At 53.7% G+C, this 15,748-nt stretch carries 14 protein-coding genes and 1 pseudogene; 4 read left to right on the top strand and 11 right to left on the bottom strand.

Features of this window, described 5'->3' with window-relative positions:
- Window positions 1–137: 137 nt before the first annotated feature.
- On the bottom strand, window positions 138–380 hold the full coding sequence (locus HP062_RS10225; protein WP_083376201.1) for a hypothetical protein: 243 nt from the start codon (window positions 378–380) through the stop codon (window positions 138–140).
- A gap of 141 nt (window positions 381–521) precedes the next feature.
- A complete protein-coding gene (gene galE, locus HP062_RS10230; RefSeq protein ID WP_172791370.1) occupies window positions 522–1,538 on the bottom strand; it encodes a UDP-glucose 4-epimerase GalE in 1,017 nt (338 codons plus the stop codon).
- Window positions 1,539–1,848: 310 nt separating this feature from the next.
- On the opposite strand from galE, the gene galU reads away from it, so the two are divergent.
- Complete coding sequence (gene galU / locus HP062_RS10235) at window positions 1,849–2,682, top strand: UTP--glucose-1-phosphate uridylyltransferase GalU (RefSeq protein ID WP_010456264.1); 834 nt, start codon at window positions 1,849–1,851, stop codon at window positions 2,680–2,682.
- Between the two features lie 27 nt (window positions 2,683–2,709).
- Complete coding sequence (locus HP062_RS10240; protein ID WP_172791371.1) at window positions 2,710–3,117, top strand: mannose-1-phosphate guanylyltransferase; 408 nt, start codon at window positions 2,710–2,712, stop codon at window positions 3,115–3,117.
- Window positions 3,118–3,121: 4 nt separating this feature from the next.
- On the opposite strand, the gene HP062_RS10245 is transcribed toward HP062_RS10240, so the two are convergent.
- From HP062_RS10245 to HP062_RS10280, 8 genes and pseudogenes are all read right to left on the bottom strand, one after another.
- Window positions 3,122–4,273 carry an SGNH/GDSL hydrolase family protein gene (locus HP062_RS10245; protein ID WP_172791372.1) on the bottom strand — a complete coding sequence of 384 codons (1,152 nt, stop codon included), beginning with the start codon at window positions 4,271–4,273 and terminating at the stop codon, window positions 3,122–3,124.
- Window positions 4,274–4,312: 39 nt separating this feature from the next.
- The gene (locus HP062_RS10250; RefSeq protein WP_172791373.1) at window positions 4,313–5,350 is read right to left on the bottom strand and encodes an acyltransferase family protein; all 1,038 of its coding nucleotides are present in this window, start codon (window positions 5,348–5,350) and stop codon (window positions 4,313–4,315) included.
- 12 nt (window positions 5,351–5,362) lie between these two features.
- Window positions 5,363–6,466 carry a hypothetical protein gene (locus tag HP062_RS10255; protein ID WP_010456273.1) on the bottom strand — a complete coding sequence of 368 codons (1,104 nt, stop codon included), beginning with the start codon at window positions 6,464–6,466 and terminating at the stop codon, window positions 5,363–5,365.
- A pseudogene (locus HP062_RS10260) lies at window positions 6,466–7,685 on the bottom strand (polysaccharide biosynthesis C-terminal domain-containing protein). The gene HP062_RS10255 and the pseudogene HP062_RS10260 overlap by 1 nt, the downstream one beginning before the upstream one ends.
- Entirely contained in the window at window positions 7,682–8,794 is a 1,113-nt protein-coding gene (locus HP062_RS10265; RefSeq protein ID WP_042932696.1) for a polysaccharide pyruvyl transferase family protein, read from the bottom strand. Before HP062_RS10265 ends, HP062_RS10260 begins: the two are co-directional and overlap by 4 nt.
- A 14-nt stretch (window positions 8,795–8,808) precedes the next feature.
- The gene (locus HP062_RS10270; protein ID WP_010456278.1) at window positions 8,809–9,891 is read right to left on the bottom strand and encodes a glycosyltransferase; all 1,083 of its coding nucleotides are present in this window, start codon (window positions 9,889–9,891) and stop codon (window positions 8,809–8,811) included.
- Between the two features lie 96 nt (window positions 9,892–9,987).
- The gene (locus HP062_RS10275) at window positions 9,988–12,216 is read right to left on the bottom strand and encodes a polysaccharide biosynthesis tyrosine autokinase (RefSeq protein ID WP_172791374.1); all 2,229 of its coding nucleotides are present in this window, start codon (window positions 12,214–12,216) and stop codon (window positions 9,988–9,990) included.
- A 44-nt stretch (window positions 12,217–12,260) separates the two neighbouring features.
- On the bottom strand, window positions 12,261–12,701 hold the full coding sequence (locus HP062_RS10280; protein ID WP_042932693.1) for a low molecular weight protein-tyrosine-phosphatase: 441 nt from the start codon (window positions 12,699–12,701) through the stop codon (window positions 12,261–12,263).
- Between the two features lie 306 nt (window positions 12,702–13,007).
- Between HP062_RS10280 and HP062_RS10285 the strand changes: the two genes are divergently transcribed.
- On the top strand, window positions 13,008–13,973 hold the full coding sequence (locus HP062_RS10285) for a glycosyl hydrolase family 5 (protein WP_172791375.1): 966 nt from the start codon (window positions 13,008–13,010) through the stop codon (window positions 13,971–13,973).
- Window positions 13,974–13,998: 25 nt separating this feature from the next.
- Here HP062_RS10285 and HP062_RS10290 read toward each other — a convergent pair whose 3' ends face one another.
- A complete protein-coding gene (locus tag HP062_RS10290) occupies window positions 13,999–14,382 on the bottom strand; it encodes a hypothetical protein (protein ID WP_077748237.1) in 384 nt (127 codons plus the stop codon).
- 340 nt (window positions 14,383–14,722) lie between these two features.
- Between HP062_RS10290 and tal the strand changes: the two genes are divergently transcribed.
- Entirely contained in the window at window positions 14,723–15,649 is a 927-nt protein-coding gene (gene tal / locus HP062_RS10295) for a transaldolase (RefSeq protein ID WP_010456288.1), read from the top strand.
- Window positions 15,650–15,748: the final 99 nt, after the last annotated feature.

The raw sequence follows: 15,748 nt of genomic DNA on the forward strand, positions 1-15,748 counted from the left end.
ACCTTGCAAAGCAATACTTGCCAGCATTAAAAAAGGAACGCTACGAATCATAATGGCACTACGCTATTCAAGGGCAAACCCAAAACAAGATCACCCAGTGTTAGCCGGGCAATCTTGGATGACACCTGCGGTATTTATCAGTGTGTGCCGGTGGTACCGGTAGTGCCTGTAGTCCCGGTACTTCCGGTTGTTCCGCCGTTGGAACTTCCGCCGCTGCTGGAGGCAGCCACTGCGCCTGAAACAATCGCAGTGCTGGCCAATGCAGCTTGTGCCGCCGTTACATCACCCAGCACTTTTGTATCCAGCGAAAGAGGCACTTCTACTGCGAAAGCCCCGCTGCTCATCATGGACAATACGGCAATCACCATCATCTTTTTCATATCAAACTCCTTCCTGCGTGTTCTTTATATCTACGGACTTGCGGGACGTGTTTCCAGTCAATTTTCCCGACCATAATTAACATTGCGTCCTGATATAACAGTTCAGCAGAAAAACCAGGGGCTGACGGCCTGTTTCAAGCCCTACTCGACGTAACCCCTGGGATGATTCGATTGCCAACGCCAGGTGTCTGTCATCATCTCCTGTAGATTTCGCGTGGCCTTCCAGCCGAGCTCCTTCGCCGCTTTGGAAGGATCGGCCCAACACTCGGCGATGTCGCCCGAGCGTCGTGGCATCACGCGATAAGGCACTGGACGCCCCGACGCCTGCTCGAACGCCCGCACTACCTCCAGAACGCTGTAACCATCGCCCGTGCCCAGGTTCCAGATATTGATTCCGGTACGCGTCGAGATCGTCTGTAATGCCTTGAGGTGCCCGTCCGCCAGATCCACCACGTGGATGTAGTCGCGCACGCCGGTGCCATCGACGGTGGGGTAATCGTCACCAAATATCGACAACTCCTTGAGACTGCCGACGGCCACCTGGCTGATGTAAGGCACCAGGTTATTGGGAATCCCGCTGGGGTCTTCCCCCATGTGGCCACTGGCATGAGCGCCGATCGGGTTGAAGTAACGCAACAGCGCGATACTCCAGCGCGGCTCTGCCGCACACAGATCCTGCAGCACGTTTTCGATGAACAGCTTGGATTGCCCGTAAGGATTGGTTGGCGTGCCGGTGGGGAAATCTTCCCGGATCGGCATCTGCTCAGGCGCGCCGTACACCGTGGCCGATGAACTGAACACCAACCGGAACACGCCCGCCGCCGACATCGCCTGGCACAGCGTAATGCTCCCGCAAACATTGGCCTCGTAATACTCAAGCGGCTTGCGCACGCTCTCGCCTACGGCCTTGAGCCCGGCAAAATGCAGGACAGCATCAATGGAATGCTCCTGAAAAGTCCGGTCCAGCAATGCCCGGTCGCACACATCCCCGCGAATCATCGATGCGGACTTGCCGCAGAGGGCTTCAATGGCGTGCAGGGACGCGTCAGAGCTATTGCAAAGGTTGTCCAGCACAACCACATCGAAGCCCGCCTCAAGCAGCGCAAGTGTAGTGTGAGAACCGATATAACCGGTTCCACCCGTTACCAGAATCTTCATAGAGCGGTCCATAGTGGGGTATTGAAGTGCTCAATTACAGGCAATGTTAAATGTGCACATCACCCATTGACGCCAAACACTTATTAGCACTTCAGAACAACCAACACTATTAACAGACACCGACTAAAATTAACTAAAAGGCATCAGCCCAGACAACTAATAACATTTGCCCCACTCTACGCCTGCTAATAATTGCCAATAAAGCCTCACTCAGGTATTAAAGTACAACCTCAGTAATACTTCAAAACTCACAGCCACACTCGATATTGTTTTTGCGCGGATGTGAATAATGACTTTCCAGGATATATCTATGATTCGTAAATGCTTGTTCCCCGCCGCCGGTTATGGCACGCGCTTCTTGCCTGCTACTAAAGCCATGCCGAAGGAAATGCTGCCGATCGTCAACAAGCCTTTAATCCAGTACGCCGTTGAAGAGGCACGGGACGCCGGTCTGCAGCACATGGCAATTGTGACCGGCCGGGGCAAGCGTGCGCTGGAAGACCATTTCGATATCAGCTATGAACTGGAACACCAGATTCGCGGCACCGAAAAGGAAAAATTTCTGGCCGGCACCCGCGAGCTGATTGAAACCTGCACGTTCGCCTACACCCGCCAGGTCGAAATGAAAGGCCTGGGGCACGCGATTCTCAGCGGTCGCCCCTTGATCGGTGACGAACCGTTCGCCGTGGTGCTGGCGGATGACCTGTGCCTGAACCTGCAAGGTGACGGCGTACTGGCGCAGATGATCCAGCTCTACAAAAAATTCCGCTGCTCGATCGTGGCCATTCAAGAAGTGCCTCGAGATCAGACTCATAAATATGGCGTGATCGCTGGGGAGTTGATTTCCGAAGGGATCTACCGGGTCAACAGCATGGTCGAGAAGCCGGCACCCGAGGACGCACCGTCCAACCTGGCGATCATTGGCCGCTACATTCTGACCCCCGATATTTTTGATTTGATCGCCGACACCCAACCGGGCAAGGGTGGCGAAATCCAGATCACCGACGCACTGATGAAGCAGGCTCAAAATGGCTGCGTGCTGGCTTACAAGTTCGAAGGCCTGCGCTTTGATTGTGGCGGTGCAGAAGGCTATATCGACGCCACCAACTTTTGCTATGAGCATCTGTATCTCAACGGTCTTTGACCCACTCACTCATCCAGGCAAGCCACTATGACCACTGCAAAACGCTCGGTAGACATCGAACAGAAAGCGGGCAACGTCGGGGTGATGGCCTGGCTGTCAAAAACCCCGTCGTTATCCTCCACTTCGGCGGCCTGGTTTGGCACAGCCTTGTTGGTTGAGCGCATCGGGGTGTTCCCCTCTTCGGGCGATATCCATCGCCCGGCCAGGGACCCTTTTGCACTCTTGAACCATCTGAAAAGTCTGTACGCCCACCAGGCCCTGGATATCGATGAAAGCGACGGGCTTAAAGTGATTTTCAATGATTGGCGATTCCGGGTTCGCGTGCGCTATAGCGACCCGGCAATTGTTATCAATATTGAAACGCGATGTGATCCTGACTTGATGCCTGTGAAAACCGCAGAGCTGCTGAGCCATCTGGAACGCTTTGAACGGTGAATGATTATTTCAAAGCGGAACCACACTGGCCCGGCGACTCACCGCCCCCTCCGACAATCAGGCGATACACGTAATCGGCAATAAGCCGACCGCCCGAACCCGGGATAGGGTGGATTTTGTCCGGACCGATCATGGGCGTCGGCCCGTCATTGGCGTAGCGCTTGAAGTCGGGACCGAACGTGCACTGCAAACTCGAATACACGATGTGCTCCGAACGCGCCCAAGGCTCAAGCACCTGGGCGTACTCCGACATCGGATACGCACTGGAGCGCGTTGTGTCCTGACGCAAGATCACGTTGATGCTCGCCGCCGGATGAACTTCGCGAATCATCCGCACCACCCCTTTCATGTTCTCCAGATAGTCGTTGGGCTTGACGCCAAACCCCTGGTCATTGCCGCCTAACATGATCAGGTAAACGTCCGCCGGTATCTTGGAAACGATGGCCTTCCATTGGGTTTGCCATAGACGGTCGTTTTTATAAAAGTCACCTGAGGCGCCACCGGAAGCAGCGAGTTTGGAGACCCTGACGCCGCCCTGATTATTGGCCAGCCACAGACCAAACAACGTCGGCGCACCTTTCACAACTTCGAGCTTTAACGACCATTCAGCATTGGCGGGGATACTGAGTTGCACTTCCTGAACCCCGGAACCGGCCAACGTCAAAGGCTGCCAGGTGTCTGAAGGTGTCCACCGATAGCGCATCTCACTGGTTTTTCCATTGCCCAGGTAGAGCAACTTGGCGTCGGTAATGGCTGTATTGATGGATGCCGTTTCTTTGGAATCCACTTCAAGAAAAGCGCCCGCCTGCCCGGTTACGGTGCGGCTGTCCGGACTCGCCTGGCCAAGACTGGAAACGTCCCAATCTCCACCGAAGTACTTCTTGCTGCTGCGGGTGTATTTGAAATTCGTACCGCCGAGCGCGGCACCGTGATTGAACCCGACATAACCAGGCCCGGCGAAACCAAAATCTTTCGCCAAGTGCTGAGTGAGGGCATTGAGATAAAAATCCTGCCCCGCGCTGTAACTGTCGCCAATTACCGAGATGGCCAGCACCTCCCCCGCTTTACCCTTGGTCATTGCAGCAAGCCGATCGCGTGAACTTCTCACTTCGACAACCTGAGCAGGAACGGGGCGCACATCATCGACATCTACCACTGGCTCATTCCTCTATCAGTAAGCCGGCTGAATGGGCACTCAGGATTGAGGCACCTTCAACCCGACCGCTGGAGTCTTTTTGCGGGTAACTCGCTCGCCCAGGAACAGAACGGAAGTCAGGGTGAAGCGGCTGAAAATGTTCGACAACAGCACGGGGCCCAACAATCCGCACAGCACGCCGCCTGCGACCAGAACGCTGTCGTCCGTGACGCCCAAACGACCCAAGGCAAACCGCGAACTGGCAGCAAACAGCACGTGAAAAAGGAAAATGGCGTAAGAATATCCACCCAGCCAGATCAGAGCTTTAGAGCGCATGTCAGTCGACAGTAGCGCGACACAGGACATACAGCCAACGAGCAAACCGACAACGCTTCTACGATCGACAATGAGTTCGCGATCCACGGCGGCGACATACAGCAGCACAGCCGATATCAAGACGAACACGACCGGCCCGATCACTTTCAGCGATTGCTTCAAGGCACTGACCTTTTCGTGGCAAATCATCCCTGTCACGAAAAACGGCAGCAAATAGATCGCGCCATTGATGCCAAACGCGTCAACCGGAAAAGGCGGCAACAAGAACACCAGCGCCGAAAACAAGAACAGCAGATACAGCCGCGTCGCCGTCTGCAACAGACCGCGCCACTGCAGAAAACCGACAAACACAAAGATGATGAAGACGGCCTGCAAAAACCAGAAATGGTTAACCGGTATGTAGAACGACAACAAGGCGTCGATTAACCCGACCTCCTTGTTAACGCCAGGCCCTACAACCTGCAGCACCGAAAATGGAATACCGACAAAAAACAACGGCACGATCAACCGTCTCACCTTGCCAACGCAGTAAGCGGAGAAGTCATTGCCTCTGATCTTGTATATCGAATAGATGTAGCCCGATATGAAGGTGAACAGCGGCATCCTGACGTACACCATCGAATCCGCCAACACCCGAAAAGGTGACCCCAGGTCGATTTTCAGTCCGCCGCCCAGCGGACCTATCACGTGATAGAGCACCAGCAGCAGGCATGCCAGACCTCTGAGCGTTTCTATTTCCAACGATTTTTTCTTGCTTTGCATAGACCACAAACCTCAGCGCTGGACGCTTGATTCAACCGACTCGGGTTTCTTTGAGCGCAGCTGCAATCCCAGCCCCAGAAACAGCACCGGAACCACCATGGAGAAATGTCGGGCAAACGAGCCGAAGTCAGGCTCGAACAACCCCTGCACCAATAAAAAGGACAGAGGGATCGCAATCAGCTCTTTGACTTTCGGCTCGATGGTCGAGCCCTTGTAGTGACTCGACGTCATCATTTTGAACATCAGCAACGAGGTCATCATCATCAGGACGACGAATATGATCTGCCCCAGGCCCGAGAGCAGGATCAACTCCACCGGGAAAGACAGCCTGAAAAAAATGCTCATCGAGTCCACTGCCTGGGACACGAAATCTCCGCCGTTAATCCATGAAACGATCAATGACTTCGAGCCTTCTTCACCCAAAGTCCGCTGTTCATTGTTACTGGCGCGAATGGATGAAACCGAATAGCCGACCAGCAACTGAATGGCCGTCGCGATCACCAGGTAGAACATGAACAACATCACGAAAAAGCTGAAACGCGATACATGCTTCTTCATCACGCACACACCGACCCAGACCAGCGAAAACAATATCCAGTAGGGCCGGATCAGCACACCGTAAAACAGCGCAGAGAGGAAAAAGCCCGCGCGGTAGCGTTTCGAAAAGGAGAAAAACAGAATGGCGATCACCGCCACCGAGACAATGATTTCCTTGGTCAGGTTATCGAGAAAAAACGACCTGACTACTCCCCACAGGCACAAGGTCAGAAAGATCGTTATCGGTATTCTTTTGAAGATGAAGATCGGGATAGAGGTCAGAAACAGGTTGCACAACATCCCGTAGGCCCACGCATTGGTCAGGTTGATACCGGTGGGACGCAGCAGGTAAGCGGAGCACTCGTAAGAGGACCGGTCTGGTGAAAACGGATTCCAGAAATTGCAGTTGTCTGAACGAACGTATGACGTCCACAAGGTCATGGCATCCGGGCCAGGATCGCGGTGCATCAGCAGCGGCATCGCAATAGACAGAAAAAGACCACACAGCAGAATCAGGAATGAAATGGGTGAATCGAGTTTTCTTCCGCGAAACTCTATGGACGGTAGCGAGATGGCCATTACAAGGCCCCCTTTGACCGGGCAAACCTGGTCAGCAAAGCAATGACGGCCAACTGCACCGTGATCGAAAAGACATTGCCCCACGCCGCGCCATAAATTGAATAGTGCTTGATGAGCACATAGCTGACGGGCAGTGAAACCGCCAAACAGATCGCTGCACTGGCTAACGAAACCCGACTGTTCTTCGAGGCAATAAGACCGCCCAGACGATATCGCCGACGGCGCGCAGGGCAAAAGAGAAAATCAGAATCGCTAAAATCCGGTTATCCGGACGCGGGACTGCTGCGTCCACATAATCGAGCAAGATATTGAAGAAAGCATAAATCAGCACAGCCACCGCGCAGGAAACCATCAGGGAGCGCAGCACCCATTGATTAACGAACAATTGCCGGACCGTCAGCGCCTGCTGGCTATTTTTATAACGCTTGGCGAGCACGGGAATGCCCACCACTGCAACAACAGCGTAGGACAGTGCTTGCAACGTGTTGGCGGCAGACCAGGAGTAAACGTATTTGCCGAGGCTGGCATACGGTTCAATGTCCAGAATCAAAAAACGTTCAGCGTACTGACTTAATGCGATCAGCCCGCCTCCCAGATAAAAGGGCAACCCTGCTCTCCAGACCGAAACCGTGGTGACGGCACTGACGCCCCGGCCCTTATGTACGTCAACCACAATGAAGTAACCGGCCACGATGACCAACAGGTTGGTGGCCACCCATAACCAAAGCACACTGGCGATGGTGGACACTACGCCGGTCATCAGTCCGCCCACGGCAAGGAGCGCCCAGAGGCCGGTCTTGATGAAAAACAACAACGCGCCCCAGTTGGCCTTTTGTGCGGAAAAGACAAACGAGTTTATTTCGAAGGACAGATGCTCGGTGAGCAGCAACAGCGTGACGCACGCGATCAACGCGGCACTCGCCTCAACATCACTGAACAGTGAGTAGAGCGCGACCGTGACCACCGATAACAGCAAACCAACGGCCAGGTACAGAATCAGTACCTTATCAACGACAAGCTTCGAACTGCCCCCCACGCTGATCAGCCGGTTGATTTCAGAACTGAACCCGACGCTGTAAAACTTGGAAGCGATCAATGAAGCGGCCACCACCACCCCGTAGAAACCCAAAGCCTCATAACCCAGGTAATGCGTGATGGCCAACACCAGCAAGAACTTTGCGCCTAAAGCACCTCCGCGTAGCAACAGCCGAAATATCATCGAACAATCCCTTTGATGATCGTGTCCATCAGCTCCGTTTTGGCTTCGATTTCTTTGCAGGTGTCCGTCAGTTTTTTACCGAATCTGGACAACGCATTCGGCGCGTAAACAGTGTCGATGATGGTGTCGACATTGATGTCCCCGCCGTTGATCACCCAATCTTCCACGCCCATATCCTGATAGGCGCCAAAACCTTTGCGTTCATAGCTGATATGAAACGCAGGCACGCCGGCGAGCAGAGACTCGATGGCTCCGTGCAGCCTTACGGAAATGACCAGGTCGGGCTGATACTTGGACAGGGTCGCCTTCAAGGGCAAGAGATCCTCGGTAATGCCAAGTTCCCGATAGAACGCCCCGTCATCGTTGCCACGAACGGCGCTTTGAACAGCGCAGACCACTTTGCTTTTCGCCCTTAGTCTCTTCAAAAGAAGCTTCAAGTTGGCAACGTAGGCGATCTTTTTCTCTTTGCTCCATTCCGGCGGCTTGCGTAAAACCACGCAGACCACGGCCGGCGATGACGCACAGCGGGTGAACTTGGGTTGCACCAGAATCTTTTTCGCCAACGCCTGGACCGCCAGGTCTGGCGCTCGATAGACATTTTCATTGGATTGGAAAATAGCCGACGACCTGTTGTCACGGACAAACACCGCATCGGCACTGGCGTAGTGTTTTACGATCGCGCTGCTCTCGCCGTGGAACGGGCCGATACTTTGCGGCAGGTAAACCGACGGCACCTTACTCAAGATCGCCGTTTCGAGCTGTTTGGCATGGCCCAGTTTCAGCTTGATGTGTTCAAAGGCGCTCTTTGACCGCATGTACCCACCGCCCACCCCGACGATCAGATCGCTGGTGCTCAAGAGGTCGGCGAGTGGCGCGTAAGACTGTTTAAGGAAAACCGCTTCCTTCACGCGTCCCAATCCTTTAGCCGCCATGACCGGCGCGTCATACCGCTTATAGGGAAGGTAACTAAATGATTGAGGGTCTGACGCAACGACATTGATTAACGTGTCAGCACCAAAGTTTCGCAGCACCAAGGCGATTGCCAAATCCACCAGGAGGCCATCACCGGAATTGGATGCACTGTAGCCATGCAAAATAGTTACGTTCATATCTTGATATCTACTTAATAAGTTTGAGCGGAATACACGTCATAGGTTTTCTGGATCATCAGCGTTGCGCTGAACCGTTCGCGCACCCGCTTGCGGCTTTCGGTGCCGAGTTCCAGCAACTTCTGTTTCTTGATGTTCACTAAGATGTTACTGAGCGCCTGGTGATCGCCCGTCGAAAATATGTAGCCCGTGACGTTGTGCGTGACCAGTTCAGGGAGCGAAGTGCAGTCACTGGCAATAACGGGCACGCCCATGGCCATGCCCTCAAGGGGAACCATGGCAAAACCTTCCCAGCGGCTGGGGACAATCAGGGCATCGGCGGTTTTATAGAGGGCATTGACTTCGGCCGGGGTCACCCAAGGCAGGTATTCAACAGCGTCAATGACGGGGCACTCTACCGGTTCCTCATTCACCGCACTGCCAACCACGGTCAGTTTCAAGTCGGTGCGCTCAACTTCCGTGAATGCCTTGAGCAAGACATCAAAGCCCTTCTGATAGTCCAGTCGACCCACAAATAAAAGTTGAATATCCGTGCACTGACTGGACAGGCTCTCATCGTTTTTATAATGAATGCCGTTGTAGATCAGTTTCATACGGCGGCGGTCGATACCAAACGAGGCCGCTTTATCCAGTTCATACTGGCTGACACAGATAATGACATCCGTGACTTTTTGCAAAAGCCGCTCAATCAGAGAATACACTTTCTGTTTGGCGGGAGAACTTTCCATCAAGAACGAAAACGCATGCGGGCAGTAGATGATTTTCGGAGACCGCCAAGGCCGCAAGATTAAACACACACATCGGCCAATGACCCCGGAAAACGTGCTGTGCAAGTGCACGACATCCGGTTTTTCCTTGAAGATCACTCGAATGAGTTGCCAGGCAAAGCGCAGCAGGGAGACGACATCTCTCTTGTTTCGGGAGAAGGTCCTGATGTCTTTTTCATCAATGCCATGCAGTTCTTTCTTCTGGTCGAACGGAATCAAATACACCAGTTCATACTGCTGGGCGTCGCCCTTGGGAGGGGTTGATATCGTCCGGATGACCGTCGCAACGCCACCTTTAATCGTTTCCGCCACATGTAGTATTTTTTTCACAGTTCACCCAACTCCATTATCGTAGTCGCAAGGCGACAGGGACCGGAGAATGGTGAGCCCACTCTCAGTCCATGACCTGGCAAATAGAACCCGCATTTACGACTTGTCAGAGGCGTACTCGTAGTTGTAATAGCCATAACTGCCATTACCGTAATAGCTGGACGCTCGCTTCTCGACACCGTTGAAAATCGCGCCTTTCAATTCGATGCCGTTTTGAGCAAACCGACGAATCGTCAATTCGATCTCTTTGGCCGGATTGACGCCGAAGCGCGTCACGATCAGATTAATGGCGGCTTCACGTCCAACGATGGCCGCATCTGTCACGGCCAGAAGAGGTGGCGTGTCGATGATTACCACGTCGTAGAGTTCACTCAGTTCAGCGAGGAGTTCTCTGAAGTTGGCATGCATCAACAGTTCGGACGGGTTGGGCGGTACTTGTCCCCGACTGATGAAATGCAGGTTATCGACTTCGAGTTTATTGATCGCTTGCTCGATGCTGCAGCGCTTGGTCAACAGATCGGACAAGCCATTGCTGATCGGTGTCGCCAAGGTCTTGTGCAGATGACCTTTGCGCATATCGGCATCGATCAGTACGACCGTCTGCCCACTTTGAGCGATGACCGCGGCCAAGTTGGAAGAGACAAACGTCTTGCCTACCTGGGGACTCGGACCGGAGATCATGATCCGGTTGTTGGTGGCATCCAGCCCTGCAAAATGCAGACAGGTCCGCAAGCTGCGGATCGATTCGATGGACAGGTCCGTGGGGTTACGCAGGGCCAATAGGAAAGACTGGCTGTTGGCTCCGTCGCCCTGTCTGACTTTTTTAGTATCTTCTTCTTGTTGCAGGGTGCTGTAAGGAATGGAGGCATAAACCGGCAGCCCCAGTTGCTCGATGGCTTCCGGCCCTTCGAGTCCTCTGCTCAGCGATTTACGCACTAACACCAGCGCTACACCGACAAAGCCACCCAGCAACGTCGCAATCAATACGATCAGGGCTTTGCGCGGTTTGACCGGGGTGGTGATGTCGACGTCCGCCGTATCAATCAGCCGCGCATTGCCGACCGCCCCGGCCCTGACAATGTCCAGCTCCTGGGATTTGTTCAGCAACTGGGTATAAATCTGTGTCGCCACTTCCACATCACGGGTCAGGTTTAACAGCTCCTGCTGTGTCGCCGGAAGTCCTTGGACTTTCTTTTCCAACCCTTGTCGCTGTTTGTTCAAATCCCCCATCTGCGCCATCAATGCGCGGTAGGCCGGATGCTCCCGGGTGAACTTTCGGTCCATGTCGGCTTGCTGGAGTTTGAGATCCGAGATGCGCGTATCCAGCACCACCATCTGTTCCAGCACAGACTTGGTTTCGAGGGAGATGTTGACCGTATTTCCGTGGGTCTGATAGCTGTTCAGCGCGTTGCTGGCCTTGACCAGATCTTCTTTGACTTGCGGGAGTTGCGCCTGCAGGAACTCAAGGCTCTGGGCCGCCTCGGCAGAGGTGCGTTGCACATTCTGCTGCACATAAAGCCTTGAGATCTTGTTGAGAATCTTCACCGCCAAGGCGTAGTCGGTGCTGGCCAGGGCCAGACTTATAATGCCCGACTCTTTACCTTGCTCGGATACATCGAGGGCGTCCTGGTAATTCTGAATGGTGACAATGCGTGGATTGCGCACGACTTCGAATTGAGTGCCCGGATTCGCGGCCATGCTCGCGATAAGGACTTCGACACCCTCCTGTGCGATGGCTTCGCCTGTGGCACCTTCGGCCAACAAACCGCCGTTGTCATCGTAGAGCTTGAATCGATTGCGCTCTTCGGCGACCAACATCAATTTCTTGCCCAACAGTTCAGCCGGCAGATCGAGCTGTTCGATATAAAGGCGCTCGCCGCCCCAGGCATAACTGTTCATGCCAAAGCGCGGTGGCGAGACACTTTCCGCAGGGCTGCTTTTATAGCGCCGAGCAAGAAAGCCGCCGATAACGGGAAAGGTGTTGGGCGTAATCACAATATCAAGATGCAGATCATCGACCGTTTTACCGATAACCGCACGAGACTTGATAATGCCGATCTCGGTAGCCGCCGGTGATTGTCCACCGAGCATGCTGCTGATATCCGAGAACCCCAGCATGTCGTTCTTTTTCGGCTCGACCTGGACCAGGGCGTTCGCCAGATACACGGGCGGCGATAAAATCGAATACGCGGCACCGGTCACCATGAACGCCCCGGTGATGGCACCTATTAACCATTTATGGTCAATCAATGTGCCTAATAAACCGAGCAGATCAATCTCGTCTCTGTCTTTATCCCGGGTGCTGACTACTGACGGTAACTGCATAAGGTCTATTCTTTTACCATTATTACTAATCTGAAAATCATCCATCAACGTCCGAGGCGCTGCGCCCATGAGCAAACGGCATCTTCAATCAATGCATGGGCATGGACAAACGCAGCTTTTCCTTGACGATACGGGTCCTTTATTTCGCGTTCACTCTGCCACTTCCCCAGAAGAAACACTTTGCCCCTGGCGTGTGATGCAATCTTTAGTACGCCCTGTACATGCTCTTTTTCCATGACTAGGATGAGGTCTGATTCATTGACAATGGCAGGCGTAATCTGCCGCGCTTTAAACCCTTGGTCTTCGTGACCCTGTTCTTCAAGAACCCGAAGTGCATCGGGCTCCATAGACTCACCCACCCGCGCGTTCAATCCCGCGGAGGTCACTGAGATACCTGAAGGTTGCAGCGCATGGCGAAGCAACAGTTCAGCGGTCGGGCTTCGGCATATATTGCCGACGCAGACCACAAGAATCTTTCTGAACAAGGCTACTCTTCCCGTGTAGTGTCGATTCGGTCCACGTATAGCGAGGCTATAAGTGAGCCAACAAGACCGTCCCGCATTCAGAGTGGGATCCATCATGAAAATACTTTCGTATTAAATACCACGACACACAAAAAACGCCCAACCAGAAAACCGGACCATAAATAACACTCACGATAGGAAAGTTATTTATCCGACCAATATTAACAATGGACGTCTGGGCGGGAAGATTAATGGTATCGCTGTATTAACTGACTAATGCTATGTTCCCCTGCCCTCTACTCTGGACGACTACAGGAACTGCTAGTTATGCCCTCCATGTGTTTTCGACTGATTGCCACTTCAACGCTATTTATACTTGGCGCCTTCAGCCCTGTTTACGCCAGTCAGGCTTTTTCAGCACTGGCCCAGGACAACAAGACAATAGGCGTTCAGGTGAAGATCCAGAATTTCTCGACCGCCGACGCCCATGAGATCAAGGCGTCAGGGTTTGGATTCGTGCGCTTTGGCGTATGGACGAATAGCCTGGGTAACCCGGCGTATCAACAACAGATCAGTGAAGCCTTCGCAGCGGCCAAATCCGCCGACCTGCCAGTATTGATGACCGTTCGCTCCACAAAAGCGTTAACCCACAAAACGCAAAGCAGTGGGATAGATCTCGCCGCTGCGGGAGATTCATTCGCCAACTCGGTGATCGGTCTGGAAAACGCCTTCAGTACGCAGCTTGTCGCCATTGAAATCTGGAATGAACCGGACTTGCCAAAATACTGGCCTACCCAGGATTTTGAAGTAACGTTTGTGCCGTTCATGAGCGCAGTGTGCAACGCGTTACAAAAGCGGGATCACTCAACACCCCTGATCGGCTTTGGATTCGCGAAGGCGCCCACCAAAGACTCCAAGGCGACCGTCGCACTGACTGAGATTCTGAGGGAACACCCACGGTGCCTCAGCGCTGTTTCTTATCACCCGTATGGCATGTCGGGCACCGAAATCAGCCGTACTCAAGCGTTTATCCTTGATAACTTCCATGTGCCGGGGGTCATTACCGAATGGGGAGTGCCATCGCTCAGTTCCATCGGAGGCACCGCCGGACAAGCATCACGCATTACAAGATTTATCTCGGACGTCAAAAAACTGAATATACCGCTGACATCCCTTTACGAATGGAAAAACAGCGACTCTGGCAGCAATGATCGCGAGCGAAGTTTTGGATTAAAATCGTCCGATGGAACATCAAAACCTGCGGAAGCTGCCGTCAAAATGTTATTGAAGTAACCCTGATGAATGACCGCGCCCACCATCAACCGGCGCTTTTATTAATCCACTCTGCATAACTTGCGGCGTCCATGGCCAGCGACTCTTCCACCAGCACCTCGAACAATACGGCTTGCGCTTCAAAACGCAGGTCATGTTTGGACTTCTGTGAGTCGCTCATTTGTTCCAGCAACACGCGAGTGACTTGGCTGGGCATGCTGTGTTTCACGCGATTGAGCCAAGCGGGAATTTTCTTTGCGGCTTTCACCCTTCCCATTTCAACCAGACCCGTCATATTGTCCGGATGGTTCTTCTTTGATGCGGCCATCAGCGCTTCAAATACTTCGGTCAATTTTTTCAAGACATAACCGAGAATAATGTCATCAAAGGCCTCCACAATTGCAGACACCCGCTCACCTTGTGAAGTCATTTCCCCATCCAATACCTACATTTATCCGCGCCACATTACACGCCATCCGAGTGGCACTAATTGACATCTTATAACGGCTGAACCTGACCCTTTTTAACACCCGTTGGCGTGCGAATGCAGGCATGCCAGCTCAGGCGCCAGAGTTGCCATAGAGCCGTCAACGGTCAGTTGCTTTGAACCTGCGCGCGGTTTTGGCATCGTATTTACCGAGACCCGCGCCCCACCTTTCAAACATCCGTTCTCCGGTTGTTGCCAACGGGGCCACCGATACGTACATGCGCCCTTGAGTGGCTGTCAGCGCTCGGGTAATGTCATTAGACCCATAGGACAGAGCACGCCCATGACTTCCAAGCTGGAACAACTCAAACAAATGACCACCGTAGTTGCCGACACCGGCGACTTCGAAGCTATCGCTCGCGTAAAACCCGTCGACGCTACCACCAACCCTTCCCTGCTGCTGAAAGCGGCGGCCATTCCCGGTTATGCCGAGTTGCTGAACGCCTGCGTCCACGACTGCAAGGGCGATGTGGGCCTGGCCAGCGACCGCTTTGGCGTGGCGGTAGGCCAGGAAATCCTGAAGGTTGTACCGGGCCGCATTTCCACTGAAGTGGACGCACGCCTTTCGTTCGACACTGACGCCGTATTGAAGCGTGCGCACCGTCTGATCGAGCTGTACGACAAGGCCGGCATCGGCCGTGACCGCGTGCTGATCAAAATCGCCTCCACCTGGGAAGGCATTCGCGCTGCCGAGAAGCTTGAAAAGGAAGGCATTCAGACCAACCTGACGCTGCTGTTCTCGTTTGCTCAGGCGGCGGCATGTGCTGACGCCGGGGTGTTCCTGATTTCGCCATTCGTAGGCCGCATCTACGACTGGTACAAGAAAGCCAACGGCAACGACTACACCGGCGCGGATGATCCGGGTGTGCAGTCGGTGACGCGTATCTACAACTACTACAAGGCCAATGACTACAAGACCGTGGTCATGGGTGCGAGCTTCCGCAATCTGAATCAGATTGAGCAGTTGGCCGGGTGTGATCGCCTGACCATCAGCCCGGACCTGTTGGAAAAGCTGGCGGCAGACACTGGCAAGCTGGAGCGCAAGTTGGCCCCGGGGCATGCGGGTGAAGGGCGCTTGAGCCTGAATGAAGCGCAGTTCCGCTGGTTGTCCAACGAGGACGCGATGGCGACCGAGAAACTGGCGGAGGGGATTCGTCAGTTCGCTCGCGACCAGGAAAAACTCGAAGCACTGCTGCAAGCCAAGCTGTGATCTAGTCCAGCGCAATGCAAAAAGGGCGACCCCTTACAGGTTCGCCCTTTTTCATGCTTTGGATTCGGGGATTCGCGATGGAGCCCGCCTTCCCTACAT

This window comes from Pseudomonas sp. B14-6, assembly GCF_013260315.1.
Taxonomy (GTDB): Bacteria; Pseudomonadota; Gammaproteobacteria; order Pseudomonadales; family Pseudomonadaceae; genus Aquipseudomonas; species Aquipseudomonas mandelii.